The 17274-nt window shown below is 62.8% G+C and carries 16 protein-coding genes; all 16 read left to right on the forward strand.

What is annotated here, in order from left to right; genetic code table 11:
- The first annotated feature begins 156 nt into the window (after positions 1 to 156).
- A complete protein-coding gene (locus NKH89_RS10520; protein ID WP_352481602.1) occupies positions 157 to 1770 on the forward strand; it encodes an extracellular solute-binding protein in 1614 nt (537 codons plus the stop codon).
- 77 nt (positions 1771 to 1847) lie between these two features.
- On the forward strand, positions 1848 to 2708 hold the full coding sequence (locus tag NKH89_RS10525; RefSeq protein WP_023721285.1) for a carbohydrate ABC transporter permease: 861 nt from the start codon (positions 1848 to 1850) through the stop codon (positions 2706 to 2708).
- Positions 2705 to 3664: a carbohydrate ABC transporter permease gene (locus NKH89_RS10530; RefSeq protein WP_352481600.1), complete on the forward strand. Its 960-nt coding sequence runs from the start codon at positions 2705 to 2707 to the stop codon at positions 3662 to 3664. Before NKH89_RS10525 ends, NKH89_RS10530 begins: the two co-directional genes overlap by 4 nt.
- Positions 3661 to 4752 carry an ABC transporter ATP-binding protein gene (locus NKH89_RS10535; protein ID WP_352481599.1) on the forward strand — a complete coding sequence of 364 codons (1092 nt, stop codon included), beginning with the start codon at positions 3661 to 3663 and terminating at the stop codon, positions 4750 to 4752. The genes NKH89_RS10530 and NKH89_RS10535 overlap by 4 nt, the downstream gene beginning before the upstream one ends.
- A gap of 1 nt (position 4753) precedes the next feature.
- Entirely contained in the window at positions 4754 to 5827 is a 1074-nt protein-coding gene (locus NKH89_RS10540) for an ABC transporter ATP-binding protein (RefSeq protein WP_352481598.1), read from the forward strand.
- A 35-nt stretch (positions 5828 to 5862) separates the two neighbouring features.
- Complete coding sequence (locus tag NKH89_RS10545; protein ID WP_352481597.1) at positions 5863 to 6966, forward strand: Gfo/Idh/MocA family protein; 1104 nt, start codon at positions 5863 to 5865, stop codon at positions 6964 to 6966.
- A 26-nt stretch (positions 6967 to 6992) separates the two neighbouring features.
- Positions 6993 to 7907: a sugar phosphate isomerase/epimerase family protein gene (locus NKH89_RS10550; RefSeq protein ID WP_352908819.1), complete on the forward strand. Its 915-nt coding sequence runs from the start codon at positions 6993 to 6995 to the stop codon at positions 7905 to 7907.
- 37 nt (positions 7908 to 7944) lie between these two features.
- A complete protein-coding gene (locus NKH89_RS10555; RefSeq protein WP_352481596.1) occupies positions 7945 to 8886 on the forward strand; it encodes a sugar ABC transporter substrate-binding protein in 942 nt (313 codons plus the stop codon).
- 61 nt (positions 8887 to 8947) lie between these two features.
- Positions 8948 to 9952 (forward strand): ABC transporter permease, encoded by a 1005-nt coding sequence (locus NKH89_RS10560; RefSeq protein ID WP_352908821.1) that lies wholly within the window; start codon positions 8948 to 8950, stop codon positions 9950 to 9952.
- A complete protein-coding gene (locus NKH89_RS10565; RefSeq protein ID WP_352481708.1) occupies positions 9949 to 10731 on the forward strand; it encodes an ATP-binding cassette domain-containing protein in 783 nt (260 codons plus the stop codon). The genes NKH89_RS10560 and NKH89_RS10565 overlap by 4 nt, the downstream gene beginning before the upstream one ends.
- Positions 10732 to 10765: 34 nt before the next feature.
- The gene (locus NKH89_RS10570; RefSeq protein ID WP_023721276.1) at positions 10766 to 11947 is read left to right on the forward strand and encodes an aldose 1-epimerase family protein; all 1182 of its coding nucleotides are present in this window, start codon (positions 10766 to 10768) and stop codon (positions 11945 to 11947) included.
- Positions 11948 to 12038: 91 nt separating this feature from the next.
- The gene (locus NKH89_RS10575) at positions 12039 to 13127 is read left to right on the forward strand and encodes a fatty acid desaturase family protein (protein WP_023721275.1); all 1089 of its coding nucleotides are present in this window, start codon (positions 12039 to 12041) and stop codon (positions 13125 to 13127) included.
- Between the two features lie 42 nt (positions 13128 to 13169).
- Positions 13170 to 13484, forward strand: coding sequence for a MocE family 2Fe-2S type ferredoxin (locus NKH89_RS10580; RefSeq protein ID WP_352857998.1), 315 nt, complete (start codon positions 13170 to 13172; stop codon positions 13482 to 13484).
- A gap of 37 nt (positions 13485 to 13521) precedes the next feature.
- The gene (locus NKH89_RS10585) at positions 13522 to 14322 is read left to right on the forward strand and encodes a 3-methyl-2-oxobutanoate hydroxymethyltransferase (RefSeq protein ID WP_352496048.1); all 801 of its coding nucleotides are present in this window, start codon (positions 13522 to 13524) and stop codon (positions 14320 to 14322) included.
- Positions 14323 to 14550: 228 nt separating this feature from the next.
- Complete coding sequence (locus tag NKH89_RS10590; RefSeq protein ID WP_352908822.1) at positions 14551 to 15993, forward strand: DHA2 family efflux MFS transporter permease subunit; 1443 nt, start codon at positions 14551 to 14553, stop codon at positions 15991 to 15993.
- 280 nt (positions 15994 to 16273) lie between these two features.
- The gene (locus NKH89_RS10595; protein ID WP_352855146.1) at positions 16274 to 17260 is read left to right on the forward strand and encodes an ABC transporter permease; all 987 of its coding nucleotides are present in this window, start codon (positions 16274 to 16276) and stop codon (positions 17258 to 17260) included.
- Positions 17261 to 17274: the final 14 nt, after the last annotated feature.

Raw genomic sequence — 17274 nt, forward strand, 5'->3', positions numbered from 1 at the left:
GCTTCAGTGTGAGTGCCTTGATACACGCCATTCGTCCCCTCCCATGAGATGTTATGAGGCGTCTTGATTATTTATGATGTTGACAGGCTTCGTATAGTGCCGTCAATATCCATCATAAGGGCCGTGGAGGAACAAGGCCCTGAGGGAGGAGTTCCAATGTCGAATTTGATCCGCGTGTCGCGGCGCCGTTTGCTGGCGTCCGGTGGAAAGGCGGCAGTCCTTGTTGCTGCCGCAGGTATCGCACCGAAATTCATTCGCCCAAGCCGTGCCTATGCGGCCGATGCCCTGGCGCCCGGCATGATCGGTGGCCCGACGGGCTTCGACGGCTCGGAGCGCTATCAATATGGCGCCGACACGCCCGAGGGCCGCGCCATTGAGGCGGCCAAGGCGATGAAGGGCGCCGGCAAGGCGCCGGCCAAGATCGTGCTTGGCCTGTCCGATGGTTCGATCGGCCAATTGACACAGCCGTTTCCGGCCGGTGCGCCGTCGATCAAGGATCTCTGGGAGAAGGAAACCGGTATTCCGCTCGAGATCGTCGGTGTGCCGAATGGCCAGGAATTCACCAAGACGATGCAGGACATCTCCACCAAGGGTGGGGCGTATGACATCTACGCGGTCGAATGGAACCGTCTTGGCGACCTCGCCGAAACCGGGGGCATCCTCAAGCTCGACGACTTCGTCGCGCAGTACAAGCCGGAATGGGACGATCCCGAGCGCGGCTATGTCAATGGCGCCAAGGGCGTCTCGCTGCTCAATCAGTATCGCGGCTCGACCTATGGCGTGTCGCTGGATGGCGACTTCCAGACCTGGGTCTACCGCACCGATCTGTTCGGCGACGCAGCCGAGAAGAAGGCCTTCTCCGACAAATACGACTATGAACTGGCGGCGCCGAAGACCTGGAAGCAGCATGACGAGATCGCAGCCTTCTTCCAGCGCCCGGACAAGGGCCTGTTCGGCTCGACCGATCTGCGCAACCAGGGCTGGGGCTATACCAACTGGTATCAGCGTTATGTCTCAATGGCTTCGCCCAATCAGTTCTTGTTCGACGATACCGGCAAGCCGCTGATCAATTCGGAGCAAGGTATTGCGGCGACCAGCGAGTACATCGCGTCGCTTGCGCACCATTCGCCGGATGCGATCTCCTGGGGCTGGCCGGAGCAGTACGGCAATTTCGCAAAGGGCGGTGCGGCCATGACCTGCGCCTTCTCCAATCTGCCGAAATTCCTCGATAATGCCGGCAACAAGGATTCAGCTGTCACCGGCAAGATCGGCTCGATGCTGCCGCCCGGCCGCGAGATCGACGGCAAGCTGGTCAGCCGTTCGGTGCTGTGGCTCAATCTGTCGGCGTCGGTGTCTTCGCAGGCCAAGAACCCGGAGGCCTGCTACCTGTTCCTGCAATGGCTGGGATCTAGTCGCATCTATGCGTGGATGACCGCCAACCCGGGCGGTTACTTCGATCCGTTCCGGCTGTCGGATTTCTCCGATCCGCTGGTCCGCCAGACCTATCATGCTTACCACATGGACGTGGTGCGCGAGACGGTCGCCCGCACCGTGCCCACCATCAACTATCCCGGCGCCACCGCCTTCCACAATGCGCTGGACGAGAACCTCGTCGCCGCGCTGACCAAGGCCAAGACAGCAGAGCAGGCGATGGCCGACACCGAGGCCGAGTGGAAGAAGATTGCCCGCCGCACCGGCGAGGAGAAGCTTCTCGAAGCCATCAAGACCAACAAGGAGGCCTGGCCCACCGTTCTCGATCCGATCGCCTGATCCTCCCGGATCTTACCAAAGAGGGGAGGAGTGATTGCTCTTCCCCTCGATAACGAAGGACCCAGCAAAGCCGCAAGATGAAGCGTTCAGTTCCTTTCGAGATATTCCGCTATGCCGCGATCTTTGCGGCAATGGCGGTGACGCTGGTGCCGATCCTGTGGATGATGTCGATGGCGTTCAAGCCGATCGCCGAATGGTCGGCGACCGGCGCCGACCTGACCTGGTGGCCGAAGAACCCGACACTCAGCAATTTCCGCTTCGTCTTCGGTGAATCGACCAACAATCTTATCGTCGCGCTCGACCGCACAGCTTTGAAGCCGATCCTGTCGTCGCTGCTGTCGGCCACGTTCGGCACGGCGATCGCCATGTCGGCGGGCACAGCGGCGGCCTACGGGCTGTCGCGCTTCAACTCGGGCCAGAACCTGCCGCTGGCGCTGATCCAGCTTCGCCTGTTTCCGCCGATGGCGGTCATGACCCCGGTGATGATCATGTGGGCCTTCCTCAACTTCACCGACAGCTGGTGGGGGCTGTCGCTGATCTACGGCATCGTCACGCTGCCTTTCGCCTTCTGGCTGATGAAGACCTTCTTCGACGACATGCCGCGCGAGATCGAGGAGGCGGCACTGGTCGAGGGCTGTTCGCGGTGGCGCGTCTTCACCCGCATCACGCTGCCGATGATGCGGGCGCCGCTGGCCAGTGCCGCGCTGTTCGTCTTCATCCTCAACTGGTCGGACTATCTGATTGCGCTGCTTCTGACGACGCGCGAATGGGTCACGGTCCCGGTCTACATGGCCTCGCTGTCCTCCTCGATGACCGGACAGCTCTACGGCGCCAAGGCAGCTCTCGGCCTGATCGCCGCGGTGCCGCCGGTGATCATGGGCATCGCCATCCAGCGTCATCTGGTGCGCGGGCTGACCTTCGGGGCGCTCAAGCAATGAGCTCGGTGACAGCCACGATTTCGGAGGGCGACATGCAAGCCTCCAAGGCGGCGTCGGTGTTGCCGGACGAGGGCGCGCGGCTCGGATTCCGGCTGACCCTGCCGGCGCAGATCCTGGTGCTGTTCATCGCCGTCTTCCCGCTGCTGATGCAGCTCTACATCAGCCTGACCGACTGGTCGCCGCTGTCGGGCACCGGCTGGTGGAATGCCTGGTCGATGTGGAACAGTTTCGCCAATTACACCGACCTTGCCGCGGACGCGCGCTTCTGGAGCGCGCTGAAGCGCACGGCCATCGTCATGATCGTCTGCGTGCCGGCGGAGTTCCTGCTCGGCCTCGCGCTGGCGACGCTGTTTGCCGACGAGTTTCCCGGCAAGCGGATCTTCTATTCGATCCTCTTGATGCCGATGATGGTGGTGCCGGCGGTGGCCGGCTACATGTTCTTCATGCTGTTTCAGTCGGGCGGCCCGGTCAACGACATCCTGTCGGCGATGTCAGGCTTTCCCGTCACCATCGCCTGGCTCTCGGATCCGACGCTGGCGCTGATCGCGGTGATGGTCGCCGACATCTGGCAGTGGACGCCGCTAATGTTCCTGATCCTGCTTGCCGGCCTGGTCGGCGTGCCGGAGGACCAGATCAAGGCGGCGACGCTGCTCGGCGCCAACCCCTGGCAGCGCTTCGTCACCATCGTGCTGCCGAAGATGAAGACGATCATCATCATTGCGCTGGCGATCCGGGTGATCGAGAACTTCAAAATATTCGACACCCTCTACATCATGACCGGCGGCGGTCCCGGGGTCGCTACCGAAACCATCTCCGTTTACATCTACAAGCTCACCACGCAGGACCTGATCTGGAGCTATGTGGCGGCAATCGCGCTGGCCATATTGATCGTGCTGTCCATCGCCGCTGTGTTTGCCATGAAACGCATGGCCCGGGTACGCGAGGTGGCGGCATGAGCACGATCCATCTGCAAAACCTTGTCAAGAAATTTGGCGACTTCACTGCGCTGCAGACGATGGATCTGGCCATTGCCGACGGCGAGTTCATGGCGCTGCTCGGGCCGTCCGGCTGCGGCAAGTCGACGACGATGAACATGATCGCCGGCATGGAAGAGCCGACCAGCGGCAAGATCCTGTTCGGCGAACGCGACATGGCCGGCGTGCCGATGGGGCGGCGCGGCGTCGGCTTCGTCTTCCAGAACTATGCGATCTTCACTCATATGAGCGTGCGGCAGAACCTCGCCTACGGCCCGAAAATGCGCGGCGCACCAAAGGCCGAGATCGACCGCCGCGTCGGCGCCATTGCCGAGATGCTGCAGCTGACGCCGCTGCTCGACCGCAAGGCCGACCGGCTTTCGGTCAACATATTGCAGCGGGTGGCGATTGGCCGTTCGGCGATCATGGAGCCGGCGATCTTCCTGCTCGACGAGCCACTGTCCAATGTCGACGCCGCCTTCCGGGCGGTGATGCGGACCGAATTGAAGCAACTGCAGCGGCAGTTCCGGCAGACCATGGTCTACGTCACCCACGATCAGCTCGAAGCGATGACCATGGCCGACCGCATCGCGGTGATGGACCACGGCGTGCTGCAGCAGGTCGGCACGCCACTGGAAGTCTACAACAACCCGGCCAACGTCTTCGTCGCCCGCTTCATCGGTGCGCCGGGCATGAACCTGCTCAAGGGCTGGTTGGCGGAAAGTGACCGTGGCCTGGTCGTCGATCTTGGCCCACTCGGGGCGACGCCGCCGCTGCCGGTCGAGATCGCCGATGCCGCCAGCCGGATGCGCGGCGAGGTGTTTTATGGCTTTCGACCGGAGCAGGTGACGCTGGCCGAAAGCGGCCGTGGCCTCTGCATGCCGGTGAGTTTCGTCGAGCGGATCGGCGCGCGCACCATCATCCATCTTGGCGAGGGAGAGACCGCGGTGAAGGCGGTGTTCGACAATGATGTCGGGCTGGCGATCGGGCAGACAGCCGTCGTCGCGCCTGCGGCGGAGGCGGTGCGCGTCTTCGACGCCGCTACCGGCCTTGCGTTGAGAGCAGGTTGAGATGGCCGATATCGTTTTCCGTAATGTGACAAAACGCTATGGCGGCACGCTGGCTGTCGACGATGCCTCGTTCGCGGTCAACGACAACGAGTTCTTCTGCTTCTTCGGGCCGCCGCTGTCGGGCAAGTCGACGATACTCCGTCTGGTGCTCGGGCTGGAAACCCCGGACACGGGCGAGATCCTGATTGGCGGCAAGCCGGTCAACACGGTGTCGCCGGCGGAGCGCAATGTCGCCATGGTGTTCCAGAATCTGGCGCTGTTCCCGCATATGAGCGCGCGCGACAACATCCGTTTTCCTTTGGTCGAGCGGAAGGTGGCAGAAGCCGAGATCGAAAAACGCGTCGCCGATGTCGCGGCCAAGCTGCATATCAGACATATCCTGCACAAACCGCCGGCGCAGCTTTCCGGCGGTGAGCGGCAGCGCGTCGCGATCGCCCGCGCGCTGGTGCGTGATCCGGCTGCCTATTTGATGGACGATCCGATCTCGGCGCTCGACGCCCGGCTGCGCGAGGAGACGCGCGTCGAGCTCAAGCGCATCCAGCGCGAGCTCGGCAAGACGCTGATCTATGTCACGCACGACCAGGAAGAGGCGATGTCGGTCGCCGACCGCATGGCCATACTGGAGAGCGGCAAGATCAGGCAGATCGGCGCGCCGGCCGAGATCTATGACCGGCCGGCCAGCACCTATGTGGCGCGGCTGCTCGGCTCGCCGATGATGAACATATTGAAGTCGGTGCACGGCGCGGAAGGCGTGGAGGCGGCCGAAGGCACGATCCGCATCGCGGACAAGGCGGCGCCGGCCGATGCCGTCGAGATCGGGCTCAGGCCGGAAGACATCAAGGTCAAGGCCTGGTCGGATGGAATCTCGGACGGGGGCGCGGGCCGCCCGGCGCGAGTGTTCGAGGTCGAGCCGCTCGGCGGCTACACCGTGGTGACGCTCGCCGCCGGGCAGGCGCGCCTGCGGGCGCTGTTGCGCGGCCAGCCGGACATCAGGCCGGACGCGATGGTGGCGATATCCTGCGAGCCGGGCAGGGTGCATTATTTCGGGCAAAGCGGGGAAGCGCTGGCAAGATGACGGCGGCTGCAAGAAACGAGCTTCGGGAGGAACATATGGCAAGCGAAGAAATAGCGGGCAACGGCTTCGAGCCGGACGTTAAAGTCCGCACCAGGGAATACAGGATCGGCTGCGTCGGCGCCGGTATGATCATGGCCGAATGTCACCTTGCCGCCTACAAGGAAGCCGGTTTTCCGGTGGTGGCGATCGCCTCGCGCACCAAGGCCAGCGCCGAGAAGGTCGCCAAGCGCTGGGATATCCCGACCGTCCATAACACGCCGGAACAACTCATCGAGGACAAGAACGTCGAGATCATCGATCTTGCCTTTCCGCCGGACCAGCAGCCGGCGCTGATCCGCCATGCGCTGAACCAAGCACATATCAAGGCGATCCTGGCGCAGAAGCCACTGGCGCTGTCGCTCGATGAAGCCGTCAAACTGCGCGACGAGGCGGCCAAGGCCGGCAAGATCCTCTCGGTCAACCAGAACATGCGTTACGACCAGTCGATGCGCGTCTTGAAGCAGATCATCGACAGCGGCGCGCTCGGCGACATCGTCTTCGCCCAGATCGACATGCATGCGATCCCGCACTGGCAGACCTTCCTCGAGGACTATGACCGGCTGACGCTCGCCAATATGAGCGTCCACCATCTCGACGTACTGCGCTTCCTGTTCGGCGATCCCCTGGAGATCACCACCCTGACCCGCAAGGATCCGCGCACCCGCTTTGATCATTCGGACGGCATCATCGTGTCGACGCTGCGGTTCCCGTCCGGCGTGCTCGCCGTATCGCTGGAGGATGTCTGGTCCGGTCCGCGCCAGGAGGGCTACCAGGACGACCAGCACATCAACTGGCGCGTCGACGGCACCAAGGGTGTCGCCAAAGGCACCATCGGCTGGCCGACGGGCGCTGCGTCGACGCTGACCTACGCCTCGACCGAGACCACCGATGGTCAATGGGTGACACCCAGCTGGGACACGATGTGGTTCCCGCATGCTTTCATCGGCGTCATGGAGCAGCTTCAGCACGCGGTTAAGACGGGCGAGCCGCCAGCGCTGTCCGTCGCGGACAATGTCAAGACCATGGCGCTGGTCGAAGCCGGCTACCGCTCGATCGACAAAGGCCGGACGGTCAAGCTTTCCGAAATATCAACTGACTGAATCACTTACAGGGAGGAATTCACACCATGATGCAGGCAGGTATTTTCACGGGTTATTTCCCGTATGGCCTCAAGGAAACCGCGCAGAAGATCCGTGCGCTCGATTTCAACACCGTGCAGCTCGACCTGCATTTCAGGGATATCGACCTGTCGTCCGGGCAGATCACCAAGGACAGGGCCAAGACCGTCCGCGATACGTTCCGCGACCACAATCTGCCGATCTGCTGTGTGTCGGGCTACACCAACATCATCCATCCGGATATGGGCGAGCGCGAGAGGCGCGTCGGCTATTTGAAGGAGATCATCCGCAACGCGCGCCATTTCGGCACCCCTTACGTGATCTCGGAAACGGGTACCTACAACACCGAATCCGACTGGGTGCATCACCCGAAGAACAAGACCGAGGAAGGGTTCGAGGAATGCCGCAAGGTCATCGCCGACCTTGCCCAGACGGCCTATGACCACGGCGCGGTCTTCCTGCTCGAAACCTATGTCAACAATGTCGTCGGCTCGGTCGAGGAGACGGTGAGGATGTTCGCGCAGGTCGACCACCCAGGCCTCGGCCTGTTGATGGACCCGACCAACTATTTCGAAACCCACAATATCGACCGGATGGATCAGATCCTGAACCAGGTGTTCGACACGCTGACCGACAAGATCAAGATCGCCCACGCCAAGGACGTCAAGCGTTCCGGCGGCGACAAGTCGGAGAAGCACGCAGACATTGGCGACGAGGACGCGCTGGAGAGCCACACTTTCCGCGGCGTCGGTGAGATCGAGCTGCCGGCGCCCGGCCTCGGTTCGCTGAACTACGACCTTTATCTCAAGCGGCTGGCCGAAAAGCACCCGAACATGCCGGTCATCATCGAGCATCTTTCGGAAGACGACGTGCCGCGCGCCAAGAAATTCCTCGATGGGAAATTCCGCGCCAACGGACTGTGATGGCGCGGTTCGGCTACGAAACAAGAGAGGAAGAGAAATGTTGAAATTCGCGTTGAAAATCGCGGCTGCCGCGACGGTTCTAGCCGGTGCAACGCTGGGTACTCCGGCGGTGGCGCAGGACGCCCAGAAGACGTTCTACCTGTTGTCGCATGGCGGCCCGTCGGATGCCTTCTGGATCGACTGGAATGCCGGCGCGACCAAGGCCTGCGACCAGCTCAAGGTGACCTGCAAGATCTCGTTCAGCGGCGGCGACATGGCGGCGCAGAAGGAAGCCTTCAACTCGGCACTCGCCGCCAAGCCGGACGGCATCGCCACGACTTCGGCGCAGCCCGGCCTGTGGACCGAGGAGGTCAAGGCAGCGAAGGCGGCCGGCATCCCGATCGTGTTCTTCAACACCGACGATCCGGCAACCGGCCGGCAAGCCTATGTCGGCGCCGACCTTAGGGAAGCCGGTGTCATCTGGGCGAAATATCTGGTCGACCACAAAATGGTGAAGCAGGGCGACAAGGTGTTCCTGCCGGTCGAAGTGCCGGGTGCCAGCTACCAGCAGCTCGAGACCGAAGGCATTGCCAGCGTCTTCGATCCGCTCGGCATCAAATATGACGTGGTCGATTGCGGCACCGATCCGGCCGGCATCATCGCCAAGATGACGGACTACATGGTGGCCAACAATCCGCCGGCAATCATCGCGCTCGGCGATTCCGTCGCGGCCAGCGTCAAGCGGGTGTTCGATGGCGCCGGCGTGCCGGCCGGCAAGATTCCGGTCGTCGGCTGGGGCAATTCGAAGGAAACGGCCGAGTCCGTCAAGGCCGGTTTCGTCAACGCGGCTGCCTGGCAGTTCCCGTCGGCGCAGGGCTTCATGCCGGTGGCGCTGCTCGGGTTGGCCGCCGCCGGCGAACCGATCGGCTACGACATCCACACTTTCAGCCTCTACGACGCCTCGAGCGTCGAACCGATCCTGAAACTCTACAACAAGTGATTGGAACTGACGCTCGCCGCGCAGGCGGCGGGCCTCACCCTGGCGTATGGTTCGAGCTGTCATGACAATTGCCGCAGAAGAGGAAATGCCGCGTGCCAAACGCAGGTCGAGCCTGATCCGCTCGCCGCAGTTCTCGTCGCTCGTCATCCTGATCGTCCTGCTGGCGGTGTTCGCGATCGCCGATGCGAACTTCCTGTCGCCGCTCAACATCTCCAACATGATGGCGTTCCTGCCCGAGCTCGGCATCATCGCGCTCGGCATGACGCTGCTTCTGACGGCGGGCGAGTTCGACCTTTCGGTTGGTGCTGTGTTCGGACTGGCGCCGGTTGTCGTCATGCTTCTGGTGCAGAACGGCGGGGTGGATATTGGCGTGGCGCTGCTGGCCGGCCTGCTGCTCTGCATAGCGATCGGTGCGATCAACGGGCTGATCGTCACCAAGATCGGCATCTCCTCCTTCCTGGTGACGCTGTCGATGCTGCTGGTTGTGCGTGGGGCAGCGCTTTACATCACCCAAGGCTTTCCGCTGAAGTCCTGGGACCAGCCCGGCTTCTTCGTGACGCTGCTGGCCGGCAGCTTCAATATCGGAACGTTCCGTTTCTATACCTCGCTGTGGTGGTTTATCGGCCTGTCGCTGCTGGCAATCTATGTGCTGCGCTACGCCAAGCTCGGCAACTGGATCAGCGCCATCGGCTCGAACCGTAACGCTGCCGTAGCGCGCGGTGTGCCGGCCGATGCGGTCAAGATCTGGCTGTTCATCCTGACCTCGGTGCTGGCCGGTCTCGCCGGCATGATCAGCGCCTTCCGCATCTCTGCCGCCTCGCCGGTGGCCGGCACCGGCTACGAACTCGAAGTGATCGCCATGGTGGTGGTCGGCGGCACCGCGCTGACCGGTGGGCGCGGCACCATTTTAGGTACCATCGTCGGCGCGCTGATGCTGCGCAGCATCCGCAACGGCATCGTGCTGATCGGCGTGCCTGGGCTCGCCTACAACATCTTCGTCGGCGTCATCATCCTTGCCATGCTCATTCTGCACGCTTTGCTGCAGAAGAACGCCGCCAGGAGCTGACCATGGAAGTGCTTCGGCTGCACAACCTGCAAAAGTCCTTCGGCAGCGTCCGCGCCCTGAAGAGCGCCTCCTTCACGCTCAACGAGGGCGAAGTGGTGGCCTTGCTCGGCGACAACGGCGCCGGCAAATCGACGTTGATCAAGGCGATCTCCGGGGTGTTTCCGGTCGACCGCGGCGACATCTATGTGCGCGGCCAGAAGGTCTCCATCCGCTCGACGCGCGATGCGATGGATCTCGGCATCGAGACCATCCACCAGGACACCTCGCTGGCACCGGACCTCAGCATCGCGCGCAATCTTTTCCTCGGCCGCGAGCCGGTCAACCTCAAATGGCTGGGTGTGTTCGCGCCGCTCGATCTCGCGCAATTGCGCGATGCCGCCTCGGCTCTTTTGAAGCGCGTCGGCATCTCGAAGAAGCTCGACGCCGATGCGCTGGTCAGCACGCTGTCGGGCGGCGAACGCCAGTCGATCGCCATCTCGCGCGCCATGCAATTCGCCGCCAAGGTCATCATCCTCGACGAGCCGACCAACAATCTCGGCGTCGAGGAAACGCACGGCGTGCTGCGCTTCGTCAAGGAAGTGCGCGACGCCGGTCACTCGGTGCTTTTGATCACCCACAACATCCATCACGTCTTCCAGGTCGCCGACCGCATCATCGTCATGCGGCGCGGCGAGATCGTCGCCGAGCAGACGGTCGCCGACACCGACCTGCTGACCGTGGAAAGTATCATCACCGGCGCCGACATGTCGGCCCTGCTCAAGGAGACGAGAGCCAAGTGAAGGACGGGAGCAAAGTGAAGGAACTGGCCGTCACATGGTAGAGCTTTACGGCAAGACGCTGTCGCGCCGGCAGGTCTCGGAACGCTCGGGCATGCTGTCGCAGTTCGCCGGCGTGCGACTGATGACGCTTGGCGACGGCGTCGAGCGCGGCATCCGCATGCTCGAATTCCGCACCGGCTCGGGCCTGCGCTTCACCGCGCTGGTCGACCGGGCGCTCGATATCGCCGATTGCGACTTCAAGGGCCAGGCGATCGGCTGGCATTCGCCGAGCGGCTTTCGCAATCCCGGCCTGCACGAGTATGAAGGCGAGGACGGGCTGGCCTGGGCGCGGTCGTTTTCCGGCCTTCTACTGACCTGCGGCCTCGACCATATATTGTTCATGAACGAGGTACCCGCCGACACCTACAACTATCCGCCGAAGAAGACGGTGCGCCATTCGCTGCATGGCCGCATCAGCACCATCCCGGCGCGGCTGAGTGGCTACGGCGAGACCTGGGACGGCGACCGCTGCGTGTTGTGGGCCGAAGGCATCGTCCAGCAATCGACTGTATTCGGCGAGGATCTGCATCTATTGCGGCGGATCGAGGCCGATGTCGGCGGCAACGAGATCCGGCTTTCGGACCGTGTCGTCAATCACGGTTTCAACCGAACACCGCATATGTTTTTCTACCACATCAATGTCAGCCATCCGGTGCTTGACGAGGGCGCGCGCTATCTGGCGCCGATAAGGGATGTCGTTTGGGCCGGGCATGCCGGCGAGCGTTATGAGGCGCAAAAGGTCGGCTATCGCACGGTCCCGGCGCCGCAGCCGCGTTTCAGCGAACAGGTCTGGCAGCACGAGCTCGGCGCTGGCAGCACCGGCGAAGTCCCGGTGGCGGTGGTCAACGATAGGCTCGGCCTCGGGTTCGAGGTGGTCACGCGCAAGGACCAATTGCCCTGCACCTACCAATGGCAGAATTTCCAGGCTGGACAGTACGCGCTTGGCATCGAGCCGTCGACGCATCATGTGCTGGGAAATCTGGCGGCGCGCGAACGCGGCGAGATGATCTGGCTGGAGCACGGCGAGAGCCGCTCGTACGATGCGGTGTTCCGGGTTCTCGACGGCGCCGGCGAGATCGCCGCCGCCGAGAGCCGGATCGCGGCAATCGCCAGGCAGCCGCAGCAGGATTATCCCCAGCCGTCGGGCCGTTTTCCTGTTCTTGGAGGCAGGTCGTGATAATGGCTAGGACGATACGAGACACCAGTTGGGAGGCTGGTCCCGGCCGGAGCGGGGAGGGTTCGCGGCCGAGCTGGAATTGGAGGTCACAATGGCTGGCACGGTAAAGCGCGATTACAGCCTGGTCGGCGAAAGCACGCGCAGGGCGATCGAGACGGGACTGGCCTCGGCGGAGTGGTACCACACCGATGTCCCCCGCAAGGCGATCAAGGAGTTGATGCAGCGCTCAGACGGCCCGGCGATCCGCGACACGATCATCTGGATCATCGCCATCCTCGGCTCCGCCGCCGGCGCCATCTATTTCTGGGGCACCTGGTGGTGCGTGCCGTTCTTCTTCGTCTACGGCGTGCTCTACGGCTCCTCCAGCGACTCGCGTTGGCACGAATGCGGCCACGGCACGGCTTTCCGCACGCGCTGGATGAACGATGTCGTCTACCAGATCGCCAGCTTCATGCTGATGCGCAATCCGGTGACCTGGCGCTGGAGCCATGCCCGGCACCATACGGACACGATCATCGTCGGCCGCGACGCCGAGATCGCCGTGATGCGCCCGCCGGACCTGCTGCGTGCCGCGCTGGCTTTCACCGGCATCCTCGATTTTCGCTATTCGCTTCCGGCGCTGGTACGCCAGGCGTTCGGCAAGCTGACGCCCGACGAGAAAAGCTACGTTCCCGAGATGGAACAGCACAAGGCCGTCATCGCGGCGCGCTGGCATATCGCGATCTACATCGCGACGATCGCGCTCGCCGTGTTCATGCGGTCGTGGATACCGGTGGTGCTCATCGGCGTGCCGCGCCTCTACGGCACCTGGCACATGGTGCTGACCGGCCTGCTGCAGCATATCGGTCTGGCCGACAACGTCGTCGACCACCGGCTCAACACCAGGACCGTCTACATGAATCCGATCAGCCGGTTCATCTACTGGAACATGAACTACCACGTCGAGCATCACATGTTCCCGATGGTACCGTATCACGCGCTGCCCAGGCTGCATGAACTGATCAAGCACGATCTGCCCGAGGCGAACCCGTCGATATGGCATGCCTATCGCGAGGTCTGGCCGGTCCTGCTCAGGCAGCTCAAATACGAGGATTATTTCCTTAAGCGCGAACTGCCGCCAACGGCACGGCCCTATCGTGGCGAGTTCCACGAAGTGAACATGTCGGCAGCGGCTGAGTAGGCACTGCACGAGCGCAACACAGAAATTTCAGGAGAAGCAGAGATGGCCGATTGGGTCGAAGCGTGCGCCGTGGACGATGTCGAAGAGGAAGATGTCATCCGCTTCGACCATGCCGGCCGCACCTTCGCGATCTACCGTTCGCCGGACGATGAATTTTTCGCCACCGACGGGTTTTGCACGCATGAGAAGGCGCATCTGGCCGACGGGCTCGTCATGGACGACATCATCGAATGCCCCAAGCACAATGGCCGCTTCAATTACAAGACCGGCCAGGCCAAGGGCGCTCCCGTCTGCGTCAATCTCGCGACCTATCCAGTCAAGGTCGAAGCTGGCAAGGTGATGATCCAGATTGGCTGACGGGCCTTCTGTCACGTAGCAAAGGGAACCAAAATCCATGAGCCGGAAAAGACCGACCGTCGCAGACCTGCGCGCCATGAAGGGCAAGCGGCAGCTGACGATGCTGCGCGTGCTGACGATGGACGAGGCCGAGGCCGCCGAACGCGCCGGCGTCGATATCGTCTCGGTGCCGCCGGAGCTGGTGCTCAATCCGCAATATCGCGATGCTGCACCCAGCCTGTTCACCATGCCGGGGGAGAATTTCTTCGAGATCGGCACCGCCGATGATTTCGTCCGCTGGGCGTTCCGGCTCTACAAGGCCAGTGCCGATGCGGTCTATTGCAGCGCCGGCTACGCCACCATCAAACGGATGGCCGACGATGCCATTCCGGTGATCGGCCATGTCGGCCTCATCCCGTCACGCGCCACCTGGACCGGCGGCTTCAAGGCCGTCGGCAAGACCGCCGATACCGCCATGCAGGTGTTCGAGGCGGTGAAGCAACTGGAGGCCGCCGGCGCGATCGGCGCCGAGATCGAGGTGGTGCCAGTCGAGGTGGCCAAGGCGATTTCGGAACGCACTTCGCTGATCATGTTGTCTATGGGGGCGGGCACCGGCTGCGATGCGCAATACCTGTTCGCAGACGATATCCTCGGCCAGAACCGTGGCCACATGCCGCGCCATTCCAAGGTCTATCGCAACTTCGCCGCCGAATACGACCGCCTGCAGGCCGAACGCATCGCCGCCTTTTCCGAATATGTCGCTGATGTGAATAGTATGGCGTATCCCGAAGACAGGCACGTCGTGCACATGGATCCGGACCAGCTCAGCCTGTTCCTGGAGAAGATCGAAGCCGCATGAGACACACCGGCAACAGCGCGAAGCGCCATCGCGGATCGTAAAAACTCCGGTTCGGCGGCAGGGCCAGGTCATCGCATAGCCGGCTGCGATGTCACACGAAAGTTTGTTGGTCCATGTCTGGACGGCATCGGCCAAATGCAGTTGAAACCGGTGCGTCATCGGTTTTGCCGGACATTTGTGCGGTTGCCGATGAGGCGGGAGAAGATTCCCCTTCGGACAGTTCTGCGCATGACCGCCATTCCCGAAAACAAAGCCTTACCCGAAACCGCGCCGGCGGCGCGGCAAGCCCGGCGGGTGGCGCTGATCGTCGCCGTCGCCTTCTTCATGCAGCTTCTGGATTTGACCATCATCTCGACATCGCTGCCGCAGATGGGAGAATCCTTCGGCGTGCCGGCGGTGGTGATGAGCATCGGCATCACCGTTTATATGCTGACCATGGCGGTGTTCGTGCCGCTGTCCGGCTGGCTCGCAGACCGCTTCGGCACGCGCAACATCTTCCTCGTGGCGATCGCCCTGTTCACGCTGGCCTCGCTCGCCTGCGGCATTTCGCAGAACCTGGCCGAATTCGTTGCCGCGCGCGCGGTGCAGGGGCTGGGCAGCGCACTGATGACGCCGGTCGGCCGCATCCTGGTGCTGCGCAATGCGCCGAAATCCGAGCTTCTCAACGCCACGGCGCTGATCACCTGGCCGGCGCTGTTTGCGCCGGTGGTCGGGCCGGTGCTTGGCGGCTTCATCACCACCTATCTCTCCTGGCACTGGAATTTCTTCATCAACATTCCGCTTGGGGTTGCCGGTTTGGCGCTGGTCGCCCGCTTCATTCCCGGCGACCGCGAAGCCGGGGCCAAGCCGCTCGACTGGCCCGGCTTCCTGCTGACCTCTGTGGGGCTCGCCGCGATGCTTTATGGCCTCGAGCGCATCGCGCATCCGGAAGAGGGTGTCTTGCCGACCGTGGTACTGCTCGGCACGGGCATTTTGGTCGGCTGGCTGGCGGTGCGGCATCTGCGACGCGCCAACCATCCGCTGCTCGATCTCACAGCTTTCAAGGTGCAGACCTTTGCCCTATCGACGCTGTCGGCCGGCACGATTTTCCGGATCGCCATCAACGCCACGCCGTTCCTGCTGCCGCTTTTGTTCCAGGTTGGCTTCGGCCTGAGCCCGGTCGATGCTGGCATGATGATCCTGGCCTATTTCCTCGGCAATCTCGGTATGAAGGCGGTGACGACGCCGACGCTGAGGCGCTTCGGCTTCCGTTCGGTGCTTATCGTCAACGGCGTGATCGCCTCTTTGTCGATCATGGCCTGCGCGGCGCTTACGCCGCAGACGCCGCAAGCGTTGGTGGTGGTGCTGATGCTGATCGCCGGACTGTCGCGTTCGATGCAGTTCACCGCGCTCAACACGCTGGCTTTCGCCGACGTGGCCTCGCCGCAGCGCAGCTCGGCGGCGACGTTGTCCAGCATGCTGCAGCAGGTGGCGATGCTGTTCGGCGTAGCGGTCGCGGCGGCACTGCTCAACCTGTCGCAGATCGCCAGGGGCGCTGCGGTGCTCGATCTCGTCGACTTCCGACTTGCCTTCCTGGTGATCGGCGCAATCGGGCTCGTCGCCTCGTTCCGCTTCCTGGCGCTGCCGAGGGCCGCCGGCGCCGAAGTCTCGGGCCATGTTTTGCGGATTTGACGCAGGAACCCAGCGGCGAGCGCGTACATAAATTCTGCCTGCCCCGCTCGTCCTGGAACAAACCTTTGCCGGCGGTTCGATCGGCACGATCAATCCCAAAAGTGCTTGAGTTCCGGACATTGCGCCAGCCTCGCCAATCGGTGCGTCCAACCGCGGAATTTCCTCGCAAGCCGGCCTGCAATGCGCGGATTCATTTGACGAATTGGTCTTGAGCCGATTAGCTTTCGTTCCGATGGCCGCAGAGGGAGCAGGGCGTAGCCATCGCGGGTGAAAGCGGGCGATGAACGCGACCGGCTGGCTAAACTGGAGAAGCCTGAACCAGGAGGGCATTGTCTTTGCCATCGCGGTTGTGCTGTTCATTGCCGCCGCCATCGGCCTGCCCGGGTTTATCAACTCGAACAATCTTGTTGCCATCGTGCGCTCGGTCTCGGTGCTGGGCATATTGGCGCTCGGCATGGCGGTCGTCATAATCGGCAGGGGCATCGACCTGTCGGCGGTGGCGATCATGGCGATGTCGGTTGCGTGGTATCTGCAATTGCTGAATTCGGGGATGTCCGACGGGCTGGCCTTCGCCTATGTGCTAGCCGGTGTTCTCGCCATCGGGCTGTTGAACGGCATTTTGGTTGCCTACGCCGAGGTTCCGGCGATCTTCGTGACGCTGGCGACCGCGTCCTTCGTTTTCGGCTATGTGCGTTCACAACTGATCACACAGGACGCCGTGCCGGTGCCGCCCGGCCATTGGGTCGAGCTCCTGGGCGGGCTGCGCTTCCTCGACATCCCGGTCGAGGTTTTTGTCTTCGCCGGGCTGGCTTTCGCTTTTTTCCTGTTCCTGCGCTACACCAAATGGGGCCGCTACGTCTATTTCGCCGGCGACAACCCGGTTGCGGCGCGCAATATCGGCATTCCAGTGCGCCCGATGCTGGTGCTGCGCTACGTGCTGTCGGCCCTGGTCTCGCTGATTGCCGGCTTGCTCACCGCCGCCAGCCTGCATTCGATCAACACCCGCATCGTCAATTCCACGCTGCTCTACGACATCGTGCTGGTGGCGGTGATCGGCGGCATCGGTCTGTCGGGTGGGCGGGGCGGGGTGCGCAACGTGCTGGTGGGTGCCGCGCTGATGGGCATCCTGCTCAACGCGATGACCATTATCGACATTCCGCTGCTCTATCAGAACCTGATCAAGGCCGCGATCCTGCTGGCGGCGATCATCGTCGATGGGTACATCAATCCGCGCGACGAGCAGACCGCCCAGCAAGGCGACATCTAGACTGACGCGAACGG

The sequence above is a fragment of the Mesorhizobium sp. M0923 genome, assembly GCF_040319365.1.
Taxonomy (GTDB): Bacteria; Pseudomonadota; Alphaproteobacteria; order Rhizobiales; family Rhizobiaceae; genus Mesorhizobium.